Annotated in this window: 19 protein-coding genes and 2 pseudogenes; 13 read left to right on the forward strand and 8 right to left on the reverse strand. The window is 74.0% G+C overall.

The genetic code is table 11. From position 1 onward, the window contains the following. Both ACFY2K_RS06725 and ACFY2K_RS06730 read right to left on the reverse strand, forming a co-directional pair. A pseudogene (locus ACFY2K_RS06725) lies at positions 1 to 1502 on the reverse strand (hypothetical protein); the annotation flags it as partial. Between the two features lie 272 nt (positions 1503 to 1774). Next, entirely contained in the window at positions 1775 to 2476 is a 702-nt protein-coding gene (locus tag ACFY2K_RS06730; protein ID WP_380595057.1) for a hypothetical protein, read from the reverse strand. A gap of 144 nt (positions 2477 to 2620) precedes the next feature. On the opposite strand from ACFY2K_RS06730, the gene ACFY2K_RS06735 reads away from it, so the two are divergent. Then, positions 2621 to 3049, forward strand: a complete 429-nt coding sequence (locus ACFY2K_RS06735) for a DUF3592 domain-containing protein (protein ID WP_380528650.1) — start codon at positions 2621 to 2623, stop codon at positions 3047 to 3049. Positions 3050 to 3071: 22 nt separating this feature from the next. Here the strand turns inward: ACFY2K_RS06735 and ACFY2K_RS06740 are convergent, their stop codons facing one another. Then, the gene (locus ACFY2K_RS06740; RefSeq protein WP_380595061.1) at positions 3072 to 4619 is read right to left on the reverse strand and encodes a Na+/H+ antiporter; all 1548 of its coding nucleotides are present in this window, start codon (positions 4617 to 4619) and stop codon (positions 3072 to 3074) included. Between the two features lie 286 nt (positions 4620 to 4905). Between ACFY2K_RS06740 and sph the strand changes: the two are divergent. Both sph and ACFY2K_RS06750 read left to right on the forward strand, forming a co-directional pair. Beyond that, positions 4906 to 5883: pseudogene (gene sph, locus ACFY2K_RS06745) on the forward strand (sphingomyelin phosphodiesterase). 215 nt (positions 5884 to 6098) lie between these two features. Continuing rightward, positions 6099 to 6902, forward strand: coding sequence for a thioesterase family protein (locus tag ACFY2K_RS06750; RefSeq protein WP_380397902.1), 804 nt, complete (start codon positions 6099 to 6101; stop codon positions 6900 to 6902). A 48-nt stretch (positions 6903 to 6950) separates the two neighbouring features. On the opposite strand, the gene ACFY2K_RS06755 is transcribed toward ACFY2K_RS06750, so the two are convergent. Further along, entirely contained in the window at positions 6951 to 8276 is a 1326-nt protein-coding gene (locus ACFY2K_RS06755; protein ID WP_380528655.1) for a radical SAM protein, read from the reverse strand. 677 nt (positions 8277 to 8953) lie between these two features. On the opposite strand from ACFY2K_RS06755, the gene ACFY2K_RS06760 reads away from it, so the two are divergent. After that, entirely contained in the window at positions 8954 to 10288 is a 1335-nt protein-coding gene (locus tag ACFY2K_RS06760) for a family 2 encapsulin nanocompartment cargo protein terpene cyclase (protein WP_380595063.1), read from the forward strand. 62 nt (positions 10289 to 10350) lie between these two features. Continuing rightward, positions 10351 to 11229, forward strand: a complete 879-nt coding sequence (locus ACFY2K_RS06765) for a geranyl diphosphate 2-C-methyltransferase (RefSeq protein WP_380397908.1) — start codon at positions 10351 to 10353, stop codon at positions 11227 to 11229. A 79-nt stretch (positions 11230 to 11308) separates the two neighbouring features. Here ACFY2K_RS06765 and ACFY2K_RS06770 read toward each other — a convergent pair whose 3' ends face one another. Further along, positions 11309 to 11962, reverse strand: a complete 654-nt coding sequence (locus ACFY2K_RS06770) for a dihydrofolate reductase family protein (protein ID WP_380528659.1) — start codon at positions 11960 to 11962, stop codon at positions 11309 to 11311. Positions 11963 to 12239: 277 nt separating this feature from the next. Between ACFY2K_RS06770 and ACFY2K_RS06775 the strand changes: the two genes are divergently transcribed. The 7 genes from ACFY2K_RS06775 (at position 12240) to ACFY2K_RS06805 (ending at position 18099) form a co-directional block, all read left to right on the forward strand. Continuing rightward, complete coding sequence (locus ACFY2K_RS06775) at positions 12240 to 13316, forward strand: phosphatidylinositol-specific phospholipase C domain-containing protein (RefSeq protein ID WP_380528661.1); 1077 nt, start codon at positions 12240 to 12242, stop codon at positions 13314 to 13316. Between the two features lie 32 nt (positions 13317 to 13348). Then, complete coding sequence (locus ACFY2K_RS06780) at positions 13349 to 14536, forward strand: DUF6183 family protein (protein WP_387709974.1); 1188 nt, start codon at positions 13349 to 13351, stop codon at positions 14534 to 14536. A gap of 100 nt (positions 14537 to 14636) precedes the next feature. Then, positions 14637 to 15029 (forward strand): ribonuclease domain-containing protein, encoded by a 393-nt coding sequence (locus ACFY2K_RS06785; RefSeq protein ID WP_380528664.1) that lies wholly within the window; start codon positions 14637 to 14639, stop codon positions 15027 to 15029. Positions 15030 to 15206: 177 nt separating this feature from the next. Beyond that, positions 15207 to 15557 carry a 5-carboxymethyl-2-hydroxymuconate Delta-isomerase gene (locus tag ACFY2K_RS06790; protein WP_380528666.1) on the forward strand — a complete coding sequence of 117 codons (351 nt, stop codon included), beginning with the start codon at positions 15207 to 15209 and terminating at the stop codon, positions 15555 to 15557. A gap of 145 nt (positions 15558 to 15702) precedes the next feature. Further along, entirely contained in the window at positions 15703 to 16311 is a 609-nt protein-coding gene (locus tag ACFY2K_RS06795) for a hypothetical protein (protein ID WP_387709976.1), read from the forward strand. 73 nt (positions 16312 to 16384) lie between these two features. Beyond that, positions 16385 to 16906, forward strand: a complete 522-nt coding sequence (locus ACFY2K_RS06800) for a hypothetical protein (RefSeq protein WP_380592141.1) — start codon at positions 16385 to 16387, stop codon at positions 16904 to 16906. Further along, positions 16906 to 18099, forward strand: a complete 1194-nt coding sequence (locus tag ACFY2K_RS06805) for an MAB_1171c family putative transporter (protein WP_380592143.1) — start codon at positions 16906 to 16908, stop codon at positions 18097 to 18099. Before ACFY2K_RS06800 ends, ACFY2K_RS06805 begins: the two co-directional genes overlap by 1 nt. Positions 18100 to 18504: 405 nt before the next feature. On the opposite strand, the gene ACFY2K_RS06810 is transcribed toward ACFY2K_RS06805, so the two are convergent. Next, a complete protein-coding gene (locus tag ACFY2K_RS06810) occupies positions 18505 to 19446 on the reverse strand; it encodes an NmrA family NAD(P)-binding protein (RefSeq protein WP_387709978.1) in 942 nt (313 codons plus the stop codon). Then, complete coding sequence (locus ACFY2K_RS06815; RefSeq protein WP_380592147.1) at positions 19443 to 20267, reverse strand: polysaccharide deacetylase family protein; 825 nt, start codon at positions 20265 to 20267, stop codon at positions 19443 to 19445. Before ACFY2K_RS06815 ends, ACFY2K_RS06810 begins: the two co-directional genes overlap by 4 nt. A 99-nt stretch (positions 20268 to 20366) precedes the next feature. Here ACFY2K_RS06815 and ACFY2K_RS06820 point away from each other — a divergent pair, with 99 nt between their 5' ends. Beyond that, entirely contained in the window at positions 20367 to 20717 is a 351-nt protein-coding gene (locus ACFY2K_RS06820) for a winged helix-turn-helix transcriptional regulator (RefSeq protein ID WP_380528677.1), read from the forward strand. Positions 20718 to 20766: 49 nt separating this feature from the next. Here the strand turns inward: ACFY2K_RS06820 and ACFY2K_RS06825 are convergent, their stop codons facing one another. After that, positions 20767 to 22506, reverse strand: a complete 1740-nt coding sequence (locus ACFY2K_RS06825) for an Imm49 family immunity protein (RefSeq protein ID WP_387709980.1) — start codon at positions 22504 to 22506, stop codon at positions 20767 to 20769. Between the last annotated feature and the right edge of the window lie 80 nt (positions 22507 to 22586).

Raw genomic sequence — 22586 nt, forward strand, 5'->3', positions numbered from 1 at the left:
AGCACCAGCCCACCCGTCACCGCCAGCAGCAACGGCGCGGCCACCAGCAGCGGATCCAACCCGCCACCCGTCCCCACACCCCGACGCCGGACCTCCGCCACCGCCGCCACCGTGACCGCCAGTACGAGGAGTTCGCCGACCAGCCGACGCCGTCCGGCGGCAGCGCGCGGACGGGACCGGAGCAGGGCCGCCCGGGCCGGGAAGGCCAGCAGCGCGATCAGCGCGGAGGCCAGGGCCGCCACCGTCGACTCGCCCCACCGGGGGCTCGGCAGCAGGACCGCGGCGAGCGCCGTGCCGAGCACGGCGGCGGGCACCACGGTGACCAGGCCTTCCCCGATCAGCCGCCGCAGCACCCCGGCGAGCGAGCCGCCACGGGCCCGCAGCAACCGGATCTCCGCGGCTCGCCGGTCGGTGGTCAGCGCCGCGGCCAGGAACAGCACCACGGTGGCCACGCCCGCCACGCCCGCCGGGCCGATCGTGCTGAGCGGCAACGACGCCCGGTAGCGGTCCTCCGCCCGGGTCAGGACCTCGGGAAGCCCCGAGGAGGTGTGCAGGTCACGGCGTCCGGTCGTGCCGGCCAGATCGGTGGCGTCGTGTCCGGTCAGGTAGGAGCGGAGGATGCGGCGGGTGTCCTCCAGCCGGTCGGCGCGCAGCGCGCCGGGGTCGACGGGCAGCCGCCAGAAGTTCTCGGCGCCCGAACCCCAACGCGCCAGCGCGGCCAGGCCGGCACCGTCGACGAACCCGCTGGTCGCCCAGTGCTCGTGCTCGGGGGTCGGCCGCAGACAGGCGCGGGCCGGGCAGCCGAGGTTGTCCCAGAACGGGTCCTGGGGATCGTTGATCCGGTAGAAGCCGACCACCACGCTGGTCCGCTGGGCACCTGCGCCGTCGAAGCCGTTGTCGACGACGTCGCCGAGCTTGATGTGGATGGTGTCGGCGGCCTGCCGGCTGATCACGATCGGCAGCGGGCCGCCGATCTTGCCGGGCGTCGGCCAGCTGCCGTCGGTGAGGGTGGCCCGGCTGGACAGGTCGGGTACGTAGAGCAGTCCGAGGACGGGGTCGGTGCGCTTCTCCGCGATCCGGACGTACTCCGGGTTGCCCATGCCGCGGTCGGCGACGGCCCGGGTGCCGCTGGCCCGGCCGGGCTGGGCGAGCGGCAGCTGTCGGCCGATCAGCTCGGTGACCTCGCGCTGCACCCGGTCGAGCGCCGCGGGGGTGTCGTCGTCCTGCGTCTTGGACGTGGTCTGCAGGCTGGTCTGGTTGAGGCCCGCCCGGTCGACGAAGTCCCGGAGTGCCGTGTCCGCGCCCCGGTCGGCGATCCGCGGGAAGGCGGCCGCCAGGAAGACCGTGACGAGGGCGAGCAGCGCCATCAGCAGCGCTGCCAGTGGGTTCGCCCTCAGCCGGGTGGGGACCCAGCGCACCGGACGGTGGCCGGGCCGGTGGACGGTGCCGCCGTCGGCCGACGGCCGTTGCCCGCGCGCTCTGCGCAGGACGGAGCCGAGCATGGAGTTCCTCCCCCGGTCGTCTTCCAGCTCGGTCGCCGGATAGCGGACGATGCTGGCAGATCCGGCCCGGGAAAGGAAGGGACTTGCGCGAATCAATCGAGCAATGCGCGAATTCCCCGCAAATGCCGGGACGGGAGTCGACGAGAGACCGGGAAAATGCCATGTGCGCTTCACCTGTGCGGTGCGGCCATGGGCCGTTGACCAGGGAACTCCTCCGCCGGGAATTCTCCGCCGAAATGCTGAACCGGCGAATCCGCCGATCCGTTTCCCGGTCAGGCCGCGCCCTTGCGCCGACCCCGCCCGCGCAGGGTCCGGCGGGCCGTGGCGAAGGTGAGCGCGGCCCACAGGACGGCGGCCGCGCCGGTGACCCAGACCCCGGCGCCGCGGAAGGAGAGGTCGTCGTCCAGGTTGGCCGGCGGCGCCCAGCCGTCCGGGTCGGCCAGCACCGTGGTGGTGCTGCCGACCGAGGAGCCGGAGCAGCCGAAGCCCCCGATGGTGCCGTGCGGCAGCGGGTGGCCGTCCTCGCGGCGGATGCCGCAGGTCCAGCTGACCTTGCCCGTCTTGTCCTTGCCGCTGTGTGCCGAGGTGATGACGACCCGGGTGTCCACCCCGCGGTGGGAGATCAGCTGGGCACGCAGGGCGGTGGTGGGGATCACCAGGAGCACCAGGCCCAGCACGACGGCGGGCCAGACCACCCAGCCGCTGCTGTGGATCATCATCAGTCCGACGACGGCCGCCATCAGCACCAGGACGGCCAGGATGGTGCAGGGGGCCTGGTAGTCGGGGTTGGTGGCGAGCGCCAGCAGCCCGATGATCAGCAGCGGGGCGAGCAGCCCGACCAGCGGCGCGGTGCGCCGCACCGTGCGCGGCGCGAGCTGGAGGTCCTTGCCGGGCCGTCGGCGGACGGGCTTGGCCGGCCGGACGACCCCGGCCGCCAGCGGCCGTTTCTGCTTCTTGTTCGGACGCTTGGCCATGCTGCCCCCGCTCGGTGGTTCTGCTTCGTGCTCGCGACAGTGTGACGGCAGCCCCCGACACCCGGAAGACCGGGGTACCGCCCGGCCGGTGCGGCCCGTCGGCCGTCTTCCCAACTCCGTTGCGTGGTGGGTACATTGACTTCTGTGGGGGCGGTTCTTGATCTGTTCCTCCTGGTCGGGGCAGCGGTCCTGGCCGGGCTGGCCGCGCTGCTCGCCTCGGCGGGCCGGACGGTCCGGGAGCTGCGCCGCGGCGGCGTCTGCGCCGTCGGCCGGGTCCGCCGGGTGCGCTGGCACACCACCTCCGAGGGGTACGAGCGCCGCCGGGTGACCATCGAGTACGGCCTGCCGGACGGCCGGGTGGTCGAACTGCTGCGGCACGACGCGCGCCCCGAGGGCGGCCGCTACCAGGAGGGGGACGAGGTGACCGTGCTGTACCACCCCGCCCGCCCCGGCCGGGGGCTGGCCGTCCACCCGGTGCGCCGGTTGCCGCCGCCTCCGAACGAGTTCGGGCTGGCGGCGCTCGCGCTGCTCTGCGCGCTGGGCGCGGCCGGCCTGCTGGTGCTGATGTTCTGACCGCGGGCCGGCCGGCCCGCGGTCACGTCCTGCCCAGGGCCGCCTGTTCCAGGTCGAGGTCGCGCTGGAGCAGCCGCAGGGTGGTGTCGCTGATCCGGTGCTCCTCGTACAGCCGGTGCAGCCGGTCGTTCTGCACCGTGATGACCTCGTGCCGCAGTTGGCGGTAGGCGTCGTCGGCCGTGTTGCCGTCGGGGGTCTCGGGGGTGCGGTCGAGCCGGGCGGTGAGGGCGCGGCGGACCCGGTCGACGGCGGTCTCCGGGACGGCCTCCAGCTCGGCCAGGCCGTCCACGTGGTCCAGGGCGGCGCGGTTGAGCTCGTCGCGGGCGTCGGCCTCCTCGCGCGCGGTGTGCTCGGGTTCCAGAGCGAGTCCGGAGCGGTTGACCACGGCGGCGAGGGTCAGTCCCTGGACGACCAGGGTGAGCACGACGTTGGAGACGGTCAGCACCAGGACCAGCGGCCGCCCGTCGAGCGCGGCGCCGCCCTCGGTCAGCAGCGGGATGGAGAGCGCGGCGGCCAGCGGCATGACGCCCCGGGTGCCGGCCCAGGTCACCACCCCGGCGACCCGCCAGGACAGCCGCCCCCGGCTGGGCCTGACGGCGCGGGTGAGCGGCAGGGTCCACAGCACCCGGACGGCGATCAGCACGGCGGCGATGGCCACCGACTGGAGCGGCCACCAGCCGGCGCCGGCCGGCAGCTCCCGGACCAGCGTGGGCAGTTCCAGGCCGACGATCGAGAAGACGACGCTCTCCAGCAGGAACACCACCACCGCGTACACGGCGTGCAGTTGCAGCCGGATCCGGGCGTCGGTGAGCCGGTGGCCGGAGCGGCCGAGCAGCACCCCGGCGACCACCACCGAGGTCACGCCGGAGGTGTGCGCGGACTCCGCCAGGACGTACGCCGCGTACGGGGTGACCAGGGCTATCACCGTCTCCAGCACCGGGTCGGTGGTGCGGCGGCGCAGCAGCCAGACCAGCCCGGCGACGGCCGCGCCGACCAGGCTGCCGCCCCCGCCGAGCAGCACCAGTTCGCCGCCCGCGGCGGGCAGGTCGACCGTCCCGCCGACCGCCACGGCGACGCCGACGGCGACCTTGAACAGCACCAGCGAGGTGGCGTCGTTGAACAGGCTCTCCGCCTGGACGAGCACCTGGACCCGCCCGGGCAGGGCGAGTCGGCGGCCGAGCGCGGTGACGGCCACCGGGTCGGTGCTGGAGAGCACGGCGCCGAGCACGAAGGCCATCGCGGGCGGCAGCCCGGCGACGGCGACGGCGAGGAAGCCGACGGCCGCGGCGGAGGCGAAGACCAGGCCGAAGGAGAGCACGGTGACGGGCCGCCAGACCGTGCGCAGGTCGCGCAGCGACAGTTCCTCGGCGGAGGAGTAGAGGAGCGGCGGCAGCACCACCGCGCCGATGACCTGCGGGGGGACGTGCAGCGCGGGGACGCCGGGGAGGAGGGCGACGCCGAGTCCGACGAGGACCAGCAGCGAGGGGGCGGGCACCCGCCATCGGCGGGCGAAGGTGGCCACGCTGGTGGCCAGGACGACCAGGACGAGAACGATCCCCACGGCGTGCATCTGCAGAAACGACCCATCGCACCATCGGGGTCGCCGTGGCCCGATCGCCGCAGTCGTCCCCCGAGCCGACCAGACTTCCCGGCACACCGATCGTCATCTTATCGGTCCTTTGGCGGGGTTCGGCAGGGAATTCCGGCGCCACGGCCCGCACCACCGGCCGGTGGTGCTGTTCCGAACGAGTTCACCGCATGCTCGCCGGAAGTCTTGCGGGCCGTGCACGTACGGAAGTTGGATGCACAACATCCCGCGATCCGCCGGGCCGACGACGTCCCCCCACGGAGCCCCGATGAACCTGCCGTCCCTGCGCCGCACCCTCGCCGCCGGTGCCGCCGCCACCGTGCTCGCCGCTCTCGGCGCCGCCCCGGCCGGCGCCGAGAGCGCCCCCGCCACCGCGCCGCCGCTGGACGTCCTGACCTACAACACCTTCCTGATGAGCACCTCGCTCTACCCCAACTGGGGCCAGCAGTAACGCGCCCAGGCGATCGCCTCGGCGGACTTCTTCCAGGGCCACGACGTGGTCGTGCTGGAGGAGGCCTTCGACAACGCCGCCTCCGACGCCCTGATCGCCAAGGCCTCCGCCGCCTACCCCTTCCACACCCCCGTGGTCGGCCGCTCCACCGGCGGCTGGGACGCCACCTCCGGCAGCTACAGCTCCACCACCCCCGAGGACGGTGGGGTCACCGTGCTCAGCAAGTGGCCGATCCTCCACAAGGAGCAGTACGTCTACAAGGACGCCTGCGGCTCCGACTGGTGGTCCAACAAGGGCTTCGCCTACGTCGTCCTCGACGTCGACGGCCGGCGCACCCACGTGGTCGGCACCCACCTCCAGTCCACCGACTCCGGGTGTGCCAGCGGGCAGGCGGCCGCGATCCGGGCCAAGCAGCTCGGCGCGATGCGGGCCTTCCTGGACGCGAAGCGGATCCCGGCGGACGAGCCGGTGCTGGTCGCGGGGGACCTCAACATCGACTTCCACGGCACCGAGTACCAGGCCCTGCTGGACAACGGCCACCTCGCCCCGGCCTCCGCCCGCACCGGCTGGCCGTACTCCTTCGACACCGCCGACAACTCCGTCGCCGCCTACCGCTACCCGGGCGAGCCCAAGGAGGACCTCGACCACGTCCTCTACCGCGCCGACCACGCCCGCCCGCAGCAGTACACCAACGAGGTCCGCCGGGTGCACAGCGCGCCCTGGACGGTGAGCAGCTGGGGCAAGAGCTACACCTACACCGACCTCTCCGACCACTACCCGCTGATCGCGCGCTGAGGCCGGGCGGCGCCGTCCGGCCGGGGACGGCGCCGCAGGTCGGGCGGGGCACGTGTCGCGCCGCAGGTCGGGCGGGGCGGGTGCGGGGCCGCTGTGGCGGGCATCACAGCGTCCGGGCCGGTTCGGGCTCCTACGATCGGGAGCGCGGACGCCGGCCACGCCGGGACCGGTGCCCGCCCGGCAGCCCCGCGATCCGGCCCGAGGAGAAGCGCACCTTGACCAGCCCCACCGCCGCACCCGACAGCTACTACCAGCGCACCGGCGAGCAGCAGTACAAGCCCACCGTCCACGCCCAGGGCGCCTGGCACCCGGACGAGCAGCACTTCAGCCCGGTGGGCGGCCTGATCGTCCACGCGATCGACCGGCACCGGGCCGGGCGCCCCGCCGACGGCCTCGCCCTGGCCCGGGTGAGCTTCGACATCCTCGGCCTGATCGCCCTGGACGAACTGGAGATCACGGTCGAGACCCTCCGCCCCGGCCGCACCATCGAGCTGGTGGAGGCGGTCGCCTCGATCGCCGGCCGCGCCGTGGTCCGGGCCCGGGCCTGGTTCCTGGCCGAGCAGGACACCGCCGCCGTGGCCGGCACCCACGACGAACCGCTGCCCGCGCCCGAGGAGTTCGAGCCCTGGCCGATGAGCGAGCAGTGGGCCGGCGGCTACATCGCCTCGGTGGAGGTCCGGCGCCGCTCCACCGCGCCCGGCCGGGCCGCCGCCTGGCTCACCACCCCGCTGGAGCTCGTCGCGGGGGAGGCCGCGAGCCCGCACGCCGCGTTCGTCGCCCTGGTCGACACCGCCAACGGCATCGCCGTCCGGGAGCAGCCCACCGAGTGGATGTTCCCGAACACCGACCTGACCGTCCACTTCCACCGCCGCCCCGGCGGCCGCTGGACCGGCCTGGACACCGGCGTCAGCTTCGGCCCGGCCGGCCACGGCGTCACCAGTACCGTGCTGCACGACGTCCACGGCCCGGTGGGCCGGGCCGAGCAGATCCTCACCGTCCGTCGGCAGCAGGGCAGTTGACAACTGAGGTGGGTGCCGCCGAGGCGGCGGCACCCACCGCGGAGCGGCTCAGCCCGGCAGCGAGTCCATGAAGGAGCTCACCGAGAAGACCGCTCTGCCGGGCCCGGCCGGGCCGTAGCCGGGCGGGGAGGAGAGGCCGAACTCCTCCAGGGTGGCCCGGTAGGCCTGCAGCAGCCGGATGTGGTACTCCAGCGGCGCGCCCTGGGGGTTGGCCTTGCCCAGCGGGGTGGTGGGCTCGGGGCACCAGGTGGTGAAGCGCGGCACCACCCCGTGGGACATGAAGAAGCGCAGCCCCTCCCGGGTGGAGGCGATCGCCTCGTCGACGGTGGTGAAGCCGAAGGGCTCGGCCATCTCCACGCCCGCCACGAAGTTGGGGATCACGTTCTCCGCGCCGAACACCTCGGTGGAGTCCAGGATCCGGCGGTGCCACTCGTCCCGGCCGACGTAGCGCTCCTTGCCGGGGCAGTAGAGCTCGAACAGGCGCTTGTCCCACACCTCGAAGTTGGGGTGGTAGATCCTCACGCCGTAGTCGTGGAAGCGCTGCACGTCGTCGCGCGGCAGCGCCTGGGCGACCACCTTGCCGATCCAGCGGTCGGGGAAGCGCTCCTCGATGGCCTTGGCGTACTGCCCGTAGAAGTCCGCCTCGTCCCGGCCGCCGACCTGCGAGGTGATCGCGCCGCCGGTGAGGGTGTACGCCCGGGAGGCGCGGGCGGTGTCGTGGCGGTCGATGATCTCCAGCGCCTCCAGCACCTCCTCGACCGGCTTGACCCCGGTGTACGGGCGGCCGGCGGCCTTGTGCTGGCGCCAGTTGTGGTTGATGTCGCAGTACTGGCACTCCTCCTTGGCGCCGAAGTACTGGCACACCCGGAACACCGTGAGGTAGATCAGGTAGCCCCACTGGATGGTCGGGGCGACCTCCATCACCGACTTCCCGTTGGCCAGGGTGTGCCGGTAGTAGTCGGGCATCGGCGGCAGGCCGACGTCGGCGATCCGCGCGCCGTCCAGGTAGAGGCCGAGCGTGCCGTCCTCACCCGCACGCACCCGGTACGGCGAGTCCGGGTTGACCCGCACCGACACCACCGTGCGGCGCAGCCCGTACGGCCCGCCGGTCAGCACGACCTCCTCCGGCGGCCGGTTCAGCGCGGCGGCGCCCAGCTCGGGCAGGGTGCGGTGGTCGAAGGAGAAGATGAAGTACGACTTCGGTTTGATCTCGCCGCTGCCGTCGGCCCCGGTGCTGCCGCTGAGGGCGGACTCGTCGAAGGCCATGCCGCCGCGCAGCAGGTCCTCCTTGATCACCGCCTCCCGGGGCACGTCGGGGAAGCGCTCCATGAGGTCCTCGACGACTTCGGTGCGGCTGCGGGCCTGGCTCTCCATGTGCTGGTCTTCCTTCCTGGCCGCGTTCCTCTCACGGCGCCCCGCCCATTCTTCTCCCCCTTACGCCATCGGCGGGCGGCGGGACACCGGCCCACCCGCCGGTCGTCGCCCGGTCGCCCGCTGCCCGCCCGCCGGGTGCATGCGGGGGTGCGGGTGGGGGCGCGGGCGGTCCGGATCGGGTGATCCGCGGTCGAACGGCCCGCACTGCGGGGGGTGCGACGCCGTCGGGCGGCGCGGACACGGATGGTGATCGGCAGGTTGACGCGCTGCCCGGGCGGGCGGGGGCCGTCCGGCGCGGAACCGCAGCCCGGGGCCCCGGGTGGACCGATGCACGACACCGGCGCGGCCAAACGCCGTGAGCCGGAACGTTCACCCTATCGGGTGTAGAAGATCGTCCGTTGCGATCCGGAACGGGCTTTCGCGCCTACGGTGGGGAACCGAGCGAGACGGGGCCCGCGGCGTGGAGTTCCCCGTCGCGGCGGGCGAGATGACGACCCGTCACACCAGGCGATCCCTCTCAGAGGAGGCTCCATGCCCCTGTGCACCAGAACGGGTACCCCACCCGGGCCCGTCGACGCCCCGGCGGTGGGCTCATGAGCTCCCCGGCGATCGACCGGATCCTGCGCGGCCCGACCGGACTCGGCACCGCCGGGCTGCAGTTGAGGCCGCCGACGCCGGTGGCCGAGGCCGGGACGTCCGAGGCTGCGGTGCCCGAGGCTGTGGCGCCCGAGGCCGCGGTGTCCGAGCTTGCGGATCCCGAGCTGCCGCTGGCGCAGACACCGGCGGTCGACGTCGCGGTGGTGGACGCGTCGGTGGTCGAGGTGGCCGTCGGCGCCGTCCCGGCCGCGGGGGCCGCGCTGGTCGGGGCCGTCGCGTCGGAGGCCCTGGCGGCCGCGGCCGCCGCGCTGGAGGCCGTCCTCCCCGAGGCCCTGCCGTCCGCGCCCGTGCCGTCGTCCGCCCCCGTGCTGCCCTCCGGTCCCGCGCTGACCTTCGGGGCCCCGGCCGCGGCGCGGAGCGGTGGCAAGCCGAAGACCGGCGACCCCATCCCCGGGCTCTACCACCACCCGATCGCCGAGCCCGACCCGGTGCGGGTGGCGGAACTCAGTCTCAAGATCAAGGCCTGGGCGATCGACGAGATCGAGCTCTACCCGCCGGAGTGGGAGAAGGACTTCGACGGGTTCTCCACCGGGCGCTACATGGTGGCCTGCCACCCCGACGCGCCGAGCGTCGACCACCTGATGCTCGCGGCCCGCCTGATGGTCGCCGAGAACGCGGTGGACGACTGCTACTGCGAGGACCTCGGCGGCTCGCCCGTCGGCCTGGGCAGCCGCCTGCTGCTCGCGCACACCGCGCTGGACCCGCTGCACACCACCGCGGAGTACCACCCGGCCTGGGAGGCCTCGCTCTCCGAGGACGCGCCCCGGCGCTCCTACCGGTCCGCGATGGACTACTTCGTCGCGGCCTCCACGCCCGCCCAGGCTGACCGCTTCCGGCACGACATGGCGCGGCTGCACATGGGGTACCTGGCCGAGGCCTCCTGGGCCGAGGCCGAGCACGTGCCGGAGGTCTGGGAGTACCTGGCGATGCGCCAGTTCAACAACTTCCGCCCCTGCCCGACGATCACCGACACCGTCGGCGGCTACGAGCTGCCCGTCGAGCTGCACGCGCTGCCCGCCATGCAGCGGATCATCGCGCTGGCGGGCAACGCGACCACCATCGTCAACGACCTGTACTCGTACACCAAGGAGCTCGCCAGCCCGGGGCTCCACCTGAACCTGCCGACCGTGATCTCCGAGCGGGAGGGCGTCTCGCGCCAGGAGGGCTACCTCAAGGCCGTCGGTGTCCACAACGAGCTGATGCACGCCTTCGAGGCCGAGTCGGCCGCGCTGGCCGTCGCCTGCCCGGTGCCGACCCTGGTGCGCTTCCTGCGCGGGGTGGCCGCCTGGCTCGACGGCAACCACTACTGGCACCAGACCAACACCCACCGGTACAGCCTGCCCGACTTCTGGTAACGCGCCGGTCGGCAGTCGCACCTTTTCGATAACCAACCCTGATCACCCTGGAGTTGACCCACATGTCCGTGACCGACGACATCACCACCGCCGGCACCGCCATTCCCGGCCCGGCCACCCCGTACCAGAGCGACATCGCGCGCTACTGGAACAACGAGGCCCGCCCGGTGAACCTGCGCCTGGGCGACGTCGACGGCCTGTACCACCACCACTACGGCATCGGCGAGATCGACCAGGAGGCGATCGGCGACCCGGCCGACAGCGAGCGTGAGAAGAAGGTCATCGCCGAGCTGCACCGCCTGGAGTCCGCCCAGGCCGACGTGCTGCTCGACCACCTCGGGGACATCAAGGCCGAGTCCACCCTGCTCGACGCGGGCTGCGGCCGCGGCGGCTCGATGGTCATGGCCCACCAGCGCTTCGGCTGCCGGGTCGAGGGCCTGACCCTCTCCACCCAGCAGGCCGAGTTCGGCAACAAGCGCGCCGCCGAGCTGGGCATCGGCGACTTCGTCCGCTCCCGGGTCGCCAACATGCTCGACATGCCGCTGGAGAACGGCTCGGTGGCCGGCTCCTGGAACAACGAGTCCAGCATGTACGTGGACCTGCACGACCTGTTCGCCGAGCACTCCCGGGTGCTGGCCGTCGGCGGCCGCTACGTGACCATCACCGGCTGCTGGAACCCGAAGTACGGCCAGCCGTCGAAGTGGGTCTCGCAGATCAACGCGCACTTCGAGTGCAACATCCACTCCCGTCGGGAGTACCTGCGGGCGATGGCCGACAACCGCCTGGTGCCCCAGGCCGTCATCGACCTGACCCCGGACACCCTGCCCTACTGGGAGCTGCGGAACACCACCTCGCTGGTCACCGGCATCGAGGAGGCGTTCATCGAGTCCTACAAGGACGGCTCCTTCCAGTACGTGCTGATCGCCGCCGACCGGGTCTGACCCCGGCGCCGGACCGACGGGCGGCCGCCCCGCGCACGCTGCACGGGGCGGCCGCCCGTCGGCTGTGGGCCGGCCTCGCTCAGGCGCGGGCGCGGCGGGTGAAGGTGAGGTGGGTCACCCCGCTCGGGCTGCTCACCGCCTCGGTGTCGAAGCGCTCCTCCAGCCCCTCCAGCCCGGCCCAGAGCGACTCGCCCCGGCCCAGCACGATCGGCACCACGACCACGTGCAGGTGGTCGACCAGGTCGGCCTCCAGGAAGGCCCGGACGGTGCGCGGCCCGCCGCCGATCCGGACGTCCAGGCCGCCGGCCGCCTCCCGGGCCCGCCGCAGCGCCTCCTCGGGGGAGGCGTCGACGAAGTGGAAGACCGTCCCGCCCTCCATCTCCACGGTCGGGCGCGGGTGGTGGGTGAGCACGAAGACCGGGGTGTGGAACGGCGGGTTGGGGCCCCACCAGCCCTGCCAGGCCTCGTCCTCCCAGGGGCCGCGCTGCGGGCCGAACTTGTTGCGGCCCATGATCTCGGCGCCGATGCCCTCGGCCCAGGTGCGGGCCATCGCGTCGTCCAGCCCGGTGCCGCCGCCCTCCTGGCCGGTCATCCGCCGGAAGGTGCGGGTGCCGAAGAACCACTGGTGCAGCCGGTGGGCGGCGTGCCCGAAGGGCTGCTCCAGGTTCTGGCCCTCGCCGGTGCCGTACCCGTCGAGGGAGATCGAGAAGTTGTGGACCCGGACCAGGGACATCGTGCGCCTCCGCTGCTCGTGGCTCTCGGGCGCCCGGTCACGGCCGCCCGCTCGCGGGCCACGCTAGCGCCCGGGTACGACGGATCTGACGAACCGTCACGGAAGGGGCGCGGCGTGCCGCGGGCGGCGGCCGCGGCGGCCGGAACCCGGGGCGGAGGTGGCGAAGCCGTCACGATATTGTCGTGCCTTCTTCACGAGGTGCACGCCCGGTCCGGCGATGCTGCCTCCGGCGGCGCGCACCCGCGGCCGTCGTGACCTTCCCGGGGGGACGATTCCGATGACCGTACGCCGTACCCTGGCGGGCCTGCTGGCCGCCGGCCTGCTCGCCACCGCCGCGGCCCTGGTGCCCACCGCGGCCCTCGGCGCCGCCGACACCGACGACGGCACCGGGGCCCTGCCGTTCGGCTCCGCCACCACCGTCGGCCTGCACAACACCTACGAACCGGCCGCCTACCCGTACCTCGCCCAGAGCCTGGACACCGGCACCGGCATGATCGAACTCGACCTCTGGACCGACACCGTCACCCACGAGTGGAAGGTCAGCCACTCCAACCCGCTCGGCAACTCCAACAACTGCACCGCCGCCGACACCCCGGCCCAGCTCTACGGCGGCGGCACCAACAAGAACCTGGAGCACTGCCTCGACGACGTCCGGGTCTGGCTCGGCGCCCACCCGGGCGCCGGCCCGCTGGTGATCAAGCTGGAGGTCAAGGGCGGCTTCGCGGCCAACCTCGGCATGGGCCCCGACCAGCTGGACACGCTGATCGCCGCCCACCTCGGCGACGCGGTGCTGCGCCCGGCCGACGTGCTGGCCAAGCCCGGCGGCGGCGCCTACGCCACCGTCGACGAGGCCGTCCGGGCGGGCAACTGGCCGACCCGCTCGGCCCTCGCCGGGCGGGTGCTGCTCTACGCGATCCCGGGGACGGTCGAGGAGCACAACCCCTTCGACACCCTGCACACCGACGTCGAGTACGGGCGGCACCTGCGCGACCTGGCCGCCTCCGGCCGGATCGGCCGGGCCCAGCTGTTCCCGGCCGTGCACGGCGCGGCGGCCGGCGACCCGCGCGCCAAGTACACCGGCGCCGACGCCGGGATCCGCCCCTGGTTCGTGGTCTTCGACGGCGACGCCGCCGGCTACCTGAACGGCATCGACACCGCCTGGTACGACCGCTCGCACTACCTGCTGGTGATGACCGACGCCCAGAACGTGGCGCCGAAGATCAGCGCCACCGACCCGACCGTCGACCAGGCGAGCGCCCGTACCGAGCAGCTGGCCCGGGCGCACGCGAGCATCGTGTCCAGCGACTGGCGCAGGCTCCCGGCGGTGCAGTCCCTGGTGCTGGCCCGGGGCTGACCGGCGACCGGGCGGTCGTAGGCTTCGCCCTCGTGGCGAAGACGATCGAACAACTGGTGGCCGGGCTGGCCGGGACGTACGAGGTCAGCGAGGTGTGCCTGCTGCTCGAAGCGCACCTGGAGCGCGGCGACACGGCCTTCCATGTGGAGGTCGGCGCCGCGCTGCACCGCCGCTACGGCTCGGGCTGGGCGGGTGCCGAGTACGCCTCCCTCTACGACCACGTCCTCTGGGACGTGATCAGCACGCCCGGGCGGGTGCACGTGGAGCACGCGTTCGCGCTCAAGCCCGCCGTCAGCCTGCGCCCCGGTCGGCCGCTCCACCGGACCGCCGCCGTACTGGCCGAGTACCAGCCGCTGGAGGCGCTGGCCTGGGTGTTCGGGGCCCCGGCCGGCCATCCGCGGGTGCCGGAGGAGCTGCGGGCCTGCCTGGTGCAGGAGTTGGTGCTGCGCGGCGCCCCGGTCGCGGAGCTGCCCGCAGCGCGGGCCTGGGCGGCGGCCTCGCCGTACTGGGCCGCGCACCCGCTGGCCCGGCTGCCCTGGACCCTCGACCCGATCGAGGGCGAGCCCCTCATGGCGCACTACTCCCGCGGCGCGGTGGCGTTCGGCGTCCCGTACGCACTGCCGGAGGGCGACCGGATCGCGGCGGCCGGCCGGGTGGCGGTGGAGATCGGGGCGGACGAGCCCGGGCTGACCGTGGCCCTGCGGCGCTGGGCCCGGCAGTTCAACGGGCAGCTGGAGGCGGCGGTGTTCGAGGCCGAGCGGCCGGTCGCGCCCGCGGAGCTCCCGGGGACGCTGGCCGGGCTGCCGCTGGACTGCATGTCCGGGGAGGGCTGCCGCGGCCCGCTGGGCGGCGTGGACGGCGTGGACGAGGCCCACGGCGGGGCGCATGCCGCGCACCTGGCGGTCGTGCCGACCACCGCCGCCGCGGTCTGGCGCCAGCTGTTCGTCGCCGCCTCCAGCGGCGCCGGCGACGAACGCGTGTGGTCGTACGGCGGCTACGGCCGGCTGGAGGCCTGGCGCTCGCTCGCGGCCCTGGTGGGCGCGGGCCCGGAGGAGCGGGTGGCCGAGGTGGCGCGCCGGGCGGGGGAGTGCGCCTGGTACGCCTTCACCATGTGCGGGGACTGGTTCATCCGCGACGACCTGGACCTCGGCTTCGCCGTCCTGGACGCCGGGCGCCGCCGGCTCGCGGTGATCGCCGCCACGGACTACCGGGGCGGCTGACCGGCCGGTTCAAGTCATTGGCGGGTACGGCGAGTTGACCGGAGATGAAGACTCCGGACGGGGCTTCCGGGGAGCTCCCGGGTTCGCCATCCTGTTTGACATGACCCGAACTCTACGCGCGTGGAAGACCCGCGCCGCCGCCGTCGCCGTGCTCTCCCTGGCCACCCTGGCGCCCGTCGCCGTCGCCACCGAGGCGCAGGCCGCGGTGAGCGGCAAGGTGTGCGTGTCCGCCCTGCCGTCCCAGGCCCGGACCACCCTCGGCCTGATCGCCAAGGGCGGGCCGTTCCCGTACTCCCAGGACGGCGTGGTGTTCACCAACAAGGAGCACGTGCTGCCCTCCCAGCGCTCCGGCTACTACCACGAGTACACCGTGGTGACCCCGGGCGCGCCGACCCGCGGCACCCGCCGGATCGTCACAGGCCAGCGCTCGCACGAGGACTACTACACCGCCGACCACTACGCGACCTTCCGCCTGATCGACTTCGGCTGCTGACCCGACCCGTCGCCCCCGGGCCCCGGCCGCGCGCCGGGGCCCGCTGCCGTTCCCGCCCCTTGCCCTTGCCGATGCTGCCTGGTGCCGTTGCCGCTCACCGCCGTTCCCGCCGACCGCCGCGCGGGGCCCGGACGATAGGGTCGGCGCTGCCCGCCCGTACCCCCTCCGGAGGATCCCGTGCCGCAGCTCCTGGTCGACCACTCGGCCGAACTCGCCCTCGACCGGGACGCCCTGGCCGCCGAACTGCACAAGACGGTCACCGAGGTGATCGACACCACGGTGGCGGAGTGCAAGACCCTGTTCCGCCCGGCCCCGCACCACACCGTCGGTGACGGCGCGAGCGGTGAGGCCGTGGTGCTGGTGGAGGTGAAGATCCTGGCCGGCCGGACCGCCGCGCAGCGCGCCGAACTGACCGCCCGGGTACTCGACGTGCTGCGCTCCCACCTCGCCGTACCGACCGCGATCGGCGTGCAGGTCACCGAACTCGACCGCGACACCTACCGTTTCGTCCACCACCCGGGCCGCTGAGCGGCCGCCGGAGCGGCGCCCGCCCTCCTGCACCCGGGCCCGTCACGGAAGCGCCGCCCCCGCGCGCCAGCCCACCGGGCCGGTCCGCGCTACCGACCGGTCGAACACCGACGGTATCGTGACAGGGTCGTGGAGGGGGACGCACATGGTGAAGTCAGCAGCTGGTGACGGGACGGGCGGGCCGGAGCAGCCGGGGGAGCGCGCCTCGGCCATCGCCCGTCGGCTGGACCGGCTGATGGCCCGGGAGGCGACCAGATCGGGCGGCCGGCCCCCCGCCTACCGCGAACTCGCCGACCGGATCAACCGCCTGGCGGGGCGGGACGTCATCTCCCGTGACACCGTGCGCAACCTCCACCTCGGCCTGAACCAGAAGGGCCAGGCCTGCAACCCCACCGTGGACACGCTCGACTGGCTGGGCCGGGGCTTCGGCATCGGCGCCGGCGCGAGCTACTTCCTGGACGACGCCAAGGCCGCCGTGGTGGACGAACAGCTCGACCAGCTGGAGCGGATCGCCGAGTTGCGGCAGGCGCTGGGCAACGACGGGGTGGTCAACCTGGTCAAGCGGGCCTCCGCGCTGTCCGACGGCAGTCTGCGGGTGCTGCTCTCGCTCGCCGACAACCTCCGCAAGCTCGAACAGGACGCGAGCGGACAGGGCGCGAGCGGTCAGGGCGCGAGCGGTCAGGGCGCGAGCGGTCAGGGCGTCGTCGGCAGGGGCGTGGCAGGTCAGGAGGCGGGTCCGACCGGCGCCGGATGAGCGGGAGCACCGCACCACGCACCACCGTCCCCCGACCGGCTCCCGCCCCTCGCTCCGAAGGAACACCCCCGCCTTGGCCTTCCCCCGCGGCCTGCGCCGACGCTGCGAGCAGCGGCTCTCCGGCCTGAGCCTGCCCGCCCCGTTCACCGTCGAGGGCTTCCGCGCCGCCCTGGAGCGCGAGCGGGGACGCCGCATCGTCATGGAGCCGCTGCCCGCCCTCGGCCCCGACCTGCCCTGCGGGCTGTGGATCGCGCTGCCCAGCGTCGACGTCGTCTACTACGAGGAACGCACCAGCCCCGCCCACCAGGACCTGATCAAGCTGCACGAGCTCGGCCACGTCCTGTGCGGCCACACCGGCACCCTCGAACTCTCCCGGCTCACCGCGCTGCTGCCGGACCTGACGCCCGAACTGATCGCCCAGCTGATGGGCGCGGGCCGCACCAGCTACCACACGGCCGAGGAGCAGGAGGCGGAGATGATCGCCCTGCTGCTCGCCGACCTGGTCGGCTCCACCACCGACCCGAGCCCGGTCTCCGACCGGCTGGCCGAGAGCCTGCTGCACCCGATACGCCAACCCCGGTGGAGGAAGTCCTGATGCGCCCGCTGTTCACCTGGCTGATGCCCTCACTGATCTGGGGCGTCGTGCTCTGGCGGGCCCCGACGGCCTTCACCACCCGGGCGAACCGGGCGCTGTGGGCGGCCTTCACGGCGATCGCCCTCGGGCTCAGCTGCCGTCCGGCCTTCGTCGAGCGGGCCCTGGGCGAGCTCACCGGCATCCGGGACGTCACCCAGCTGCTCAAGCACCTGGTCGGCATCGCCGCGGTGTACTTCCTGCTGGAGTACGTCCAGGAGGTGCGCCACCGCCCGGAGCGGCCCCGGGCCGCCCGCGCCCGGCTGCTGTCGGCGCTGGCCGCGAGCATCGTGCTGAGCCTGCTGTTCGTCTTCGCCCTCCCGCACGACGCCGACGGCGCCTTCGGCATCGACGCCCACTTCGGGGACCCGTGGGTGAAGGCCTACCTGTGCGTCTTCAACACCGCCTTCGCACTGGCCAGCGCACGGGCGATGGTGCTGTTCTGGTCCAACCGGGCGGCCGTTCCGCGCGGGGCGCTGCGGGTGGGGATCACCTGCCTGGCGGCCGCCGGAGCGACCGGCCTGCTGTACACGCTCTACCGGTACTGGTTCACCCTCGCCAAGGGCGACTCCACCCGCTTCGACGCCGCCGGGAAGCCGATCCCGCTCCAGGACACGGCGAGCGAGGTGCTGCCCGCCCTGATGCTGGTGCTGCTCGTCCTCGGCGTCACCATCCCGCCGGCCCGGACGGTGGTCGGCTACCTGCGCGACCAGTACGCGCTGTGGCGGCTGCACCCGCTCTGGGCGGACGTGGTGGCCGCCGTCCCCCAGGTGGTGCTGGGCACCCCGAGCAGCCGGCTGCGGGACGTGCTGACCGTCCGGGACCGCTCGGTCGAACTCGCCCACCGGGCCTTCGCCATCCGGGACGCCGCCCTGGTGCTGCGCGAGGACACCCAGGGCTCCGGGTGCGATCCCGCCTGCGGGGACACCCGGGCCGCCGAGTGCGTCCCGACGCCCGCCGCCTGCGAGGACCTCGCCCGGGTCGAGGCCCGCTGGCTGCGCGCCGCCGTCCGCCACCGGGCCCGCGAGCTGCCCGCCCCCACCCCGCCGGCGGCCCTCGCCGCGACCACCGGCGGCCGCACCCCGCGCGAGGAGATCGCCTGGATGCTGGCCGTGGCCGCCGCCTACCGCCGGCTCGGCGCGGACGGGACGGCGTAGCCACCGAAGGCGCCCCGTCGCCCAAGCTCTCCGGCCGACCGGCCAGTTGACGCACCGACGGGCCGGTCGGCGACTCTGTTCGCCGGTCAGTGCCGTACGGGAGGTGCGGTTTTCGGCTTCTGGCGATTATAATCGTCACCGCAGCGGGGGTGACCCGCCGGACCAACAGGGGGTCGGGGCATGTTCAGCACGGTCGACAGCCGCGGCGGACACCGCCGGAGCCGTGACACGGGCTGGAGCTAGCCGGGGGCACGACGGCCCTGTCCGGCCTGCGGGTGTCCGGTGGCCGGGTGGCCGTACGGAGCGTTCCCGTCCCACGGGGGTGGGCGGGAGCGCTCCGTACGGCCATCGAGCCGTCGCGGGACGGTCGTCGGCCGGCCAGGCGGCCGGGCCTTCGGGCGGGCGTCAGCCGGTGGGTGGCGGTCCGGTCCAGCCGGTGTGGTGGAGCCAGTCCTCGAAGGTCATCAGGGCGGGGTCCAGGCGGCGTAGGAGGTCGATGTCCCGGTCCCGCGTGTAGAGGTCGCGGTCGGCGAAGAACCGGAACATCGCCGCGTAGTCGTGGCCGAAGACGGGTCGGGCGGCGCGCAGTTCCTCGTGCGGCATCGGGACGTACGTGCTGGGGGTGCCCGTGACCCGGGTGAAGGTGGCGGCGATCTCGTCGCCGGTGAGGCTGTCGCCGATGACCGCGAGGTCGCGGGCACCCCAGGACTGCCAGTCGTCGAACATGCGGCAGGCGAACCGGGCGATGTCGTCGAGGGCGACGAGCGGATAGCGGGCGGAGCCGAGGGGGAGCCGGAAGGTCAGGCCGCCCCGGCCGTCCGGTCGGGGGGTGAGCCGGTCCCGCAGGTTCTCGAAGTACGGCGCGGTGGTCAGGATCGAGACGTGCTCGGTGTACCAGCCGTCGCTCTCCTGGCGGAGCATCTCCTCCGACCGCATCAGCTGGATGTGGGCGGCGACGGCCGCCTTGCTGTCGAAGTGCGGGACGGGACGGCCGGTCAGGGACACCGCACTGTCCAAGGAGGACCAGATGAAGCGTTCCACCCCGGCCCGCGCCGCGGCGGTCAGCAGGTGCAGCCCTTGCCGGTACTCACCCACGGCGCTGCCCGTCGCGAAGAAGTCCGTGTTGGCGAACACGCGGTCGGCCTGCCCGATCAGGACGTCGAGGGCCGCCGGGTCGGAGCGGACCAGCCGCACGCGGCCGGGGGCGGTGGCGGCGAGAGCGGTGGCGTGGGCGGACTCCGGGTGGCGGGTGGGGACGGTGACGGTGGCGTCGGTGGTGGCCAGCAGGTGCCGGACCAGGTGGCTTCCCATGGCGCCGGTGCCGCCGACGACGAGGACGTGGGTCACGGCGTTCCTCCCCGCTGCGCCAGGACGTGCTCGGCCAGCTGGGCGTGGGTGGCGACCCAGACGTCGCCGGACTCCCGGAGGTGGTCGAGGATCTGGCCGACCATGCCCGCGAGGAGCGGCCGGCCCGCGACATGGGCGTGGACGGTGAGCCGGAAGACGCCCGGGCCGGGAGCGGCGAGCAACTCGTCCAACAGCGCGCGGTGCAGGTCGCGGTAGGCGTACGGGCCGGCCGCGGTGTCCCGGACGTCGGAGTGGTCGCCGTGCATGAGGGAGACCAGGGGACCGTGGGCGGTGGACAGGACCTGCGGGAGTTCGTGGTCGCAGTGGTCGCCGGTCCAGCGGTAGCCGGCCTCGGCGAGGAGGCCGTCGGTGTCCCGCGAACCGGTGGCGCGCGGGCTCAACCAGCCCGTCGGACGCACCCCGGTGACCTGGCGGAGGGCGTCCGTGCAGCGACGGATGTTGGCCCGCTCGGCGTCGACGTCGAGCAGTGCGGGCACCACGTCCTGGGCCCAGGAGTGCGCGGCGATCTCGTGGCCCGCCTCGTGCACGGCCAGGACGGTCCCGGGGTGCCGCTCGGCCACCAGCCCGTTCACGCCGACGGTGGCGGGCAGGTCACCGAGGACGGTCAACAGCCGCCGGATACCGGTGGTGACGCCGTAGTCCACCCAGGAGGCGCTGTGGGTGTCGTCGACGCCGGGCAGCGGCCACGCCGCGGCCATCGGCGCGTAGGCGGGCCAGTGCCCCGGTGACCACAGCTCCAGCGCGACGGTGACCAGCGCGGCGACCTTCCGCCCGCCCGGCCATGCGGATTCCGTTCCCATGCGGGTTCCCCCAGCTCGGTAGCTTCCGTGATGGACGTCATGGACGCTAGTGAGGCGGCGGTTACCTCCGGGTTCCCGGCGCTGGACTACCGTCGCACCATGCGTGAGTACCCCGGGAGCGACTTCCTCGCCGACTGCCCGGCCCGGTTGGCGGTCGAGGTCATCGCCGACAAGTGGGCCGTGGTCGTGCTGTTCGCGTTGAGCCGGAGGCCGTGCCGACACGGCGAGTTGGCCGAGTCGATCGGCGGGGTCTCGCGGAAGGTGCTGACCCAGACGCTGCGACGGTTGCAGGGGCACGGCCTGGTCGGCCGTCACGCCGGGGCCGGGAAGGTCGAGTACGCGCTGACGGACCTGGGCCGGACGCTGGTCGAGCCGATCGCCGTGCTCACCCGGTGGGGTCATGAGCACGGCGCGGCGGTGACGGCGTTCCAGGAGCCCGGGACGGACTGAGCGCCCGCGGCCCCCTCCTCGCGTCCCCGGCTGCGAGGAGGGACCTACCTCAGGCGAGCAGGCGGGCCGGGAGGTACGGGGACTCGACGTGGACGGCCCAGCCCCGGCGCCGGGCGTGGCAGGCGAGGGCGAGGACGTCGAGGCTGATCGCGGCCTCGGCGTCGGTGGCGCGGTCGGCGACCGAGTGGTGGTCGCGGTGGGCTTCGAGGGCGTCGATCAGCGCCAGGTTGAAGCTCGTCTCGTCGCCCTCCACGAGCTGGGAGAAGAGGACCACCGGCGGGCCGGGGAAGCCCCACTCCTTCGTCCGCTCGGCCTCGCGCAGGGCCCGTTCGGTGGCCGGGAGCGGGTCGACGCCCCGGAAGTAGTCGTGCAGGGCGACGCGGTAGCAGGCGTACGCGGAGCGGTCGGTGGTGGAGTGGGTGGGGCCGGCGAGGACGACCGGGGCGAGGTCCTCGCGGACGCCCGTGATCAGGGCGAGGTCGAGGGCGAGCTGCCAGTGGCCGGGGCCGGTGTCCTCGTCCCGGGTGGCCGGGTAGCGGACCGTGCGGCCGCCGATGGTCACCTCGGCCTCGGTGCCGGGCTCGGCGAGGGCGATGCGGAACAGCGCGGCGCCCAGTTGGGAGGCCAGGCGCAGACCGGCGAGCTGGGTGTCGGTGACGTCGGCGGACTGCGAGGCGCGGGCCCGGAGGAGGAGCACCTGCTTGCCCAGGGCGCGGGCGAGCAGGGCGACGGTGTGGCGGTCCTCGGGCCCGGGGTCGATCGCTTCCCGGGTGCGCCGCTCGTACAGGGCCTCGCTGTCGGGGTGGAGGGGGAGGGCCGGGCTCGGCCGGTCGATGCGGACGGGGCCTGCGGCGAGCCGGGCGACGGCGTCGGGGCGCCGGTCGCGGCCGAGACCGGCGACCCGGGGGCCGGGGCCGGCGAAGCCGGTGACCAGGGCATGCGGGAGGTAGTCGGTGTCGACGGCGGGGAGCCAGCCGTGGGCCCGGTGGGCGAGCGCGGCGAGGGCGAGCGGGAGCAGCGGGAGGAGGCTGCGGGGGCTGGTGCCGTCGGCGCGGTCGAGGAGGGCGAGCAACCCGGAGTCGAAGGCCGCGCGGTCCTCCGCCGCGAGGGCGCGCAGGGTGCGGAGGGCCTGGGTGGCCTCGCTGTCCCGGTCCTCGATCCGGGCCAGTGCGGCGTCGATGGCGGCGAGCCGCTGTTCGGCGGTCGCGGCTTCGGTCGGCTTGCTGTCAGTCGGCTCGCCGCCGGTCGCGTCCTCGTCGCGGGTACGGCCCAGGAGGTGGGCCATGAAGCCGTTGACGAGCTGGGCGGCGGAGTAGCCGCCGCCGGCGGGCATGGCCTGCCAGGTGAGGGCGAAGGCCTCGCCGTGCCGGGTGAACCGGTCGGAGAGGATCGCGAGGCAGAGCGCGTCGAGCCAGTACCGGGGGAGGACGAGGCTGCGCCGTACGCTCCCGTCCGCCTCCTCCGGGTCGTAGCTCATCCCGAAGTTCGGGTAGTCGAGGAACACCTGGAAGCCGTCGTACGCGTAGTACGCGGCGAAGGCGATGGCGCCGGCGGCGGCCTCGGCGGCGTCCTTGAGGACGGCCCGGGCCTCCGGGGTGTCGAGGGCGGGGGAGTCGGCGGAGAGCGCGCCGAGGTGGTCGAGGAACTCGTCGGCGATCAGCCGCCATTCGGTGGCGGTCATCAGATCGGCGCGCGCGTACGAGCGGACCATCCGTCCGATCCGGTCGGTGAAGCCCTCGCGGGCCGCCGAGACCGCCGCTCCGTCCACCTGGTGACGTTCGATCCGCACAGTGCCGCTCCTTGATCCCTTGCCCGGCCGTCAGCCTAGACGTGGGGTCCGACAGTGCGCGGCGCGGGGGCCGGTGGCGG

This window comes from Kitasatospora sp. NPDC001309, from assembly GCF_042896295.1.
Classification (GTDB): Bacteria; Actinomycetota; Actinomycetes; order Streptomycetales; family Streptomycetaceae; genus Kitasatospora.

Coding starts and splice junctions, on each gene's coding strand:
- ACFY2K_RS06730 (WP_380595057.1), bottom strand. CDS start 2,476: ATGGCCAAGCGTCCGAACAAGAAGCAGAAACGGCCGCTGGCGGCCGGG.
- ACFY2K_RS06740 (WP_380595061.1), bottom strand. CDS start 4,619: ATGCACGCCGTGGGGATCGTTCTCGTCCTGGTCGTCCTGGCCACCAGC.
- ACFY2K_RS06755 (WP_380528655.1), bottom strand. CDS start 8,276: ATGGAGAGCCAGGCCCGCAGCCGCACCGAAGTCGTCGAGGACCTCATG.
- ACFY2K_RS06765 (WP_380397908.1), top strand. CDS start 10,351: ATGTCCGTGACCGACGACATCACCACCGCCGGCACCGCCATTCCCGGC.
- ACFY2K_RS06770 (WP_380528659.1), bottom strand. CDS start 11,962: ATGTCCCTGGTCCGGGTCCACAACTTCTCGATCTCCCTCGACGGGTAC.
- ACFY2K_RS06775 (WP_380528661.1), top strand. CDS start 12,240: ATGACCGTACGCCGTACCCTGGCGGGCCTGCTGGCCGCCGGCCTGCTC.
- ACFY2K_RS06785 (WP_380528664.1), top strand. CDS start 14,637: ATGACCCGAACTCTACGCGCGTGGAAGACCCGCGCCGCCGCCGTCGCC.
- ACFY2K_RS06795 (WP_387709976.1), top strand. CDS start 15,703: ATGGTGAAGTCAGCAGCTGGTGACGGGACGGGCGGGCCGGAGCAGCCG.
- ACFY2K_RS06805 (WP_380592143.1), top strand. CDS start 16,906: ATGCGCCCGCTGTTCACCTGGCTGATGCCCTCACTGATCTGGGGCGTC.
- ACFY2K_RS06815 (WP_380592147.1), bottom strand. CDS start 20,267: ATGGGAACGGAATCCGCATGGCCGGGCGGGCGGAAGGTCGCCGCGCTG.
- ACFY2K_RS06820 (WP_380528677.1), top strand. CDS start 20,367: ATGCGTGAGTACCCCGGGAGCGACTTCCTCGCCGACTGCCCGGCCCGG.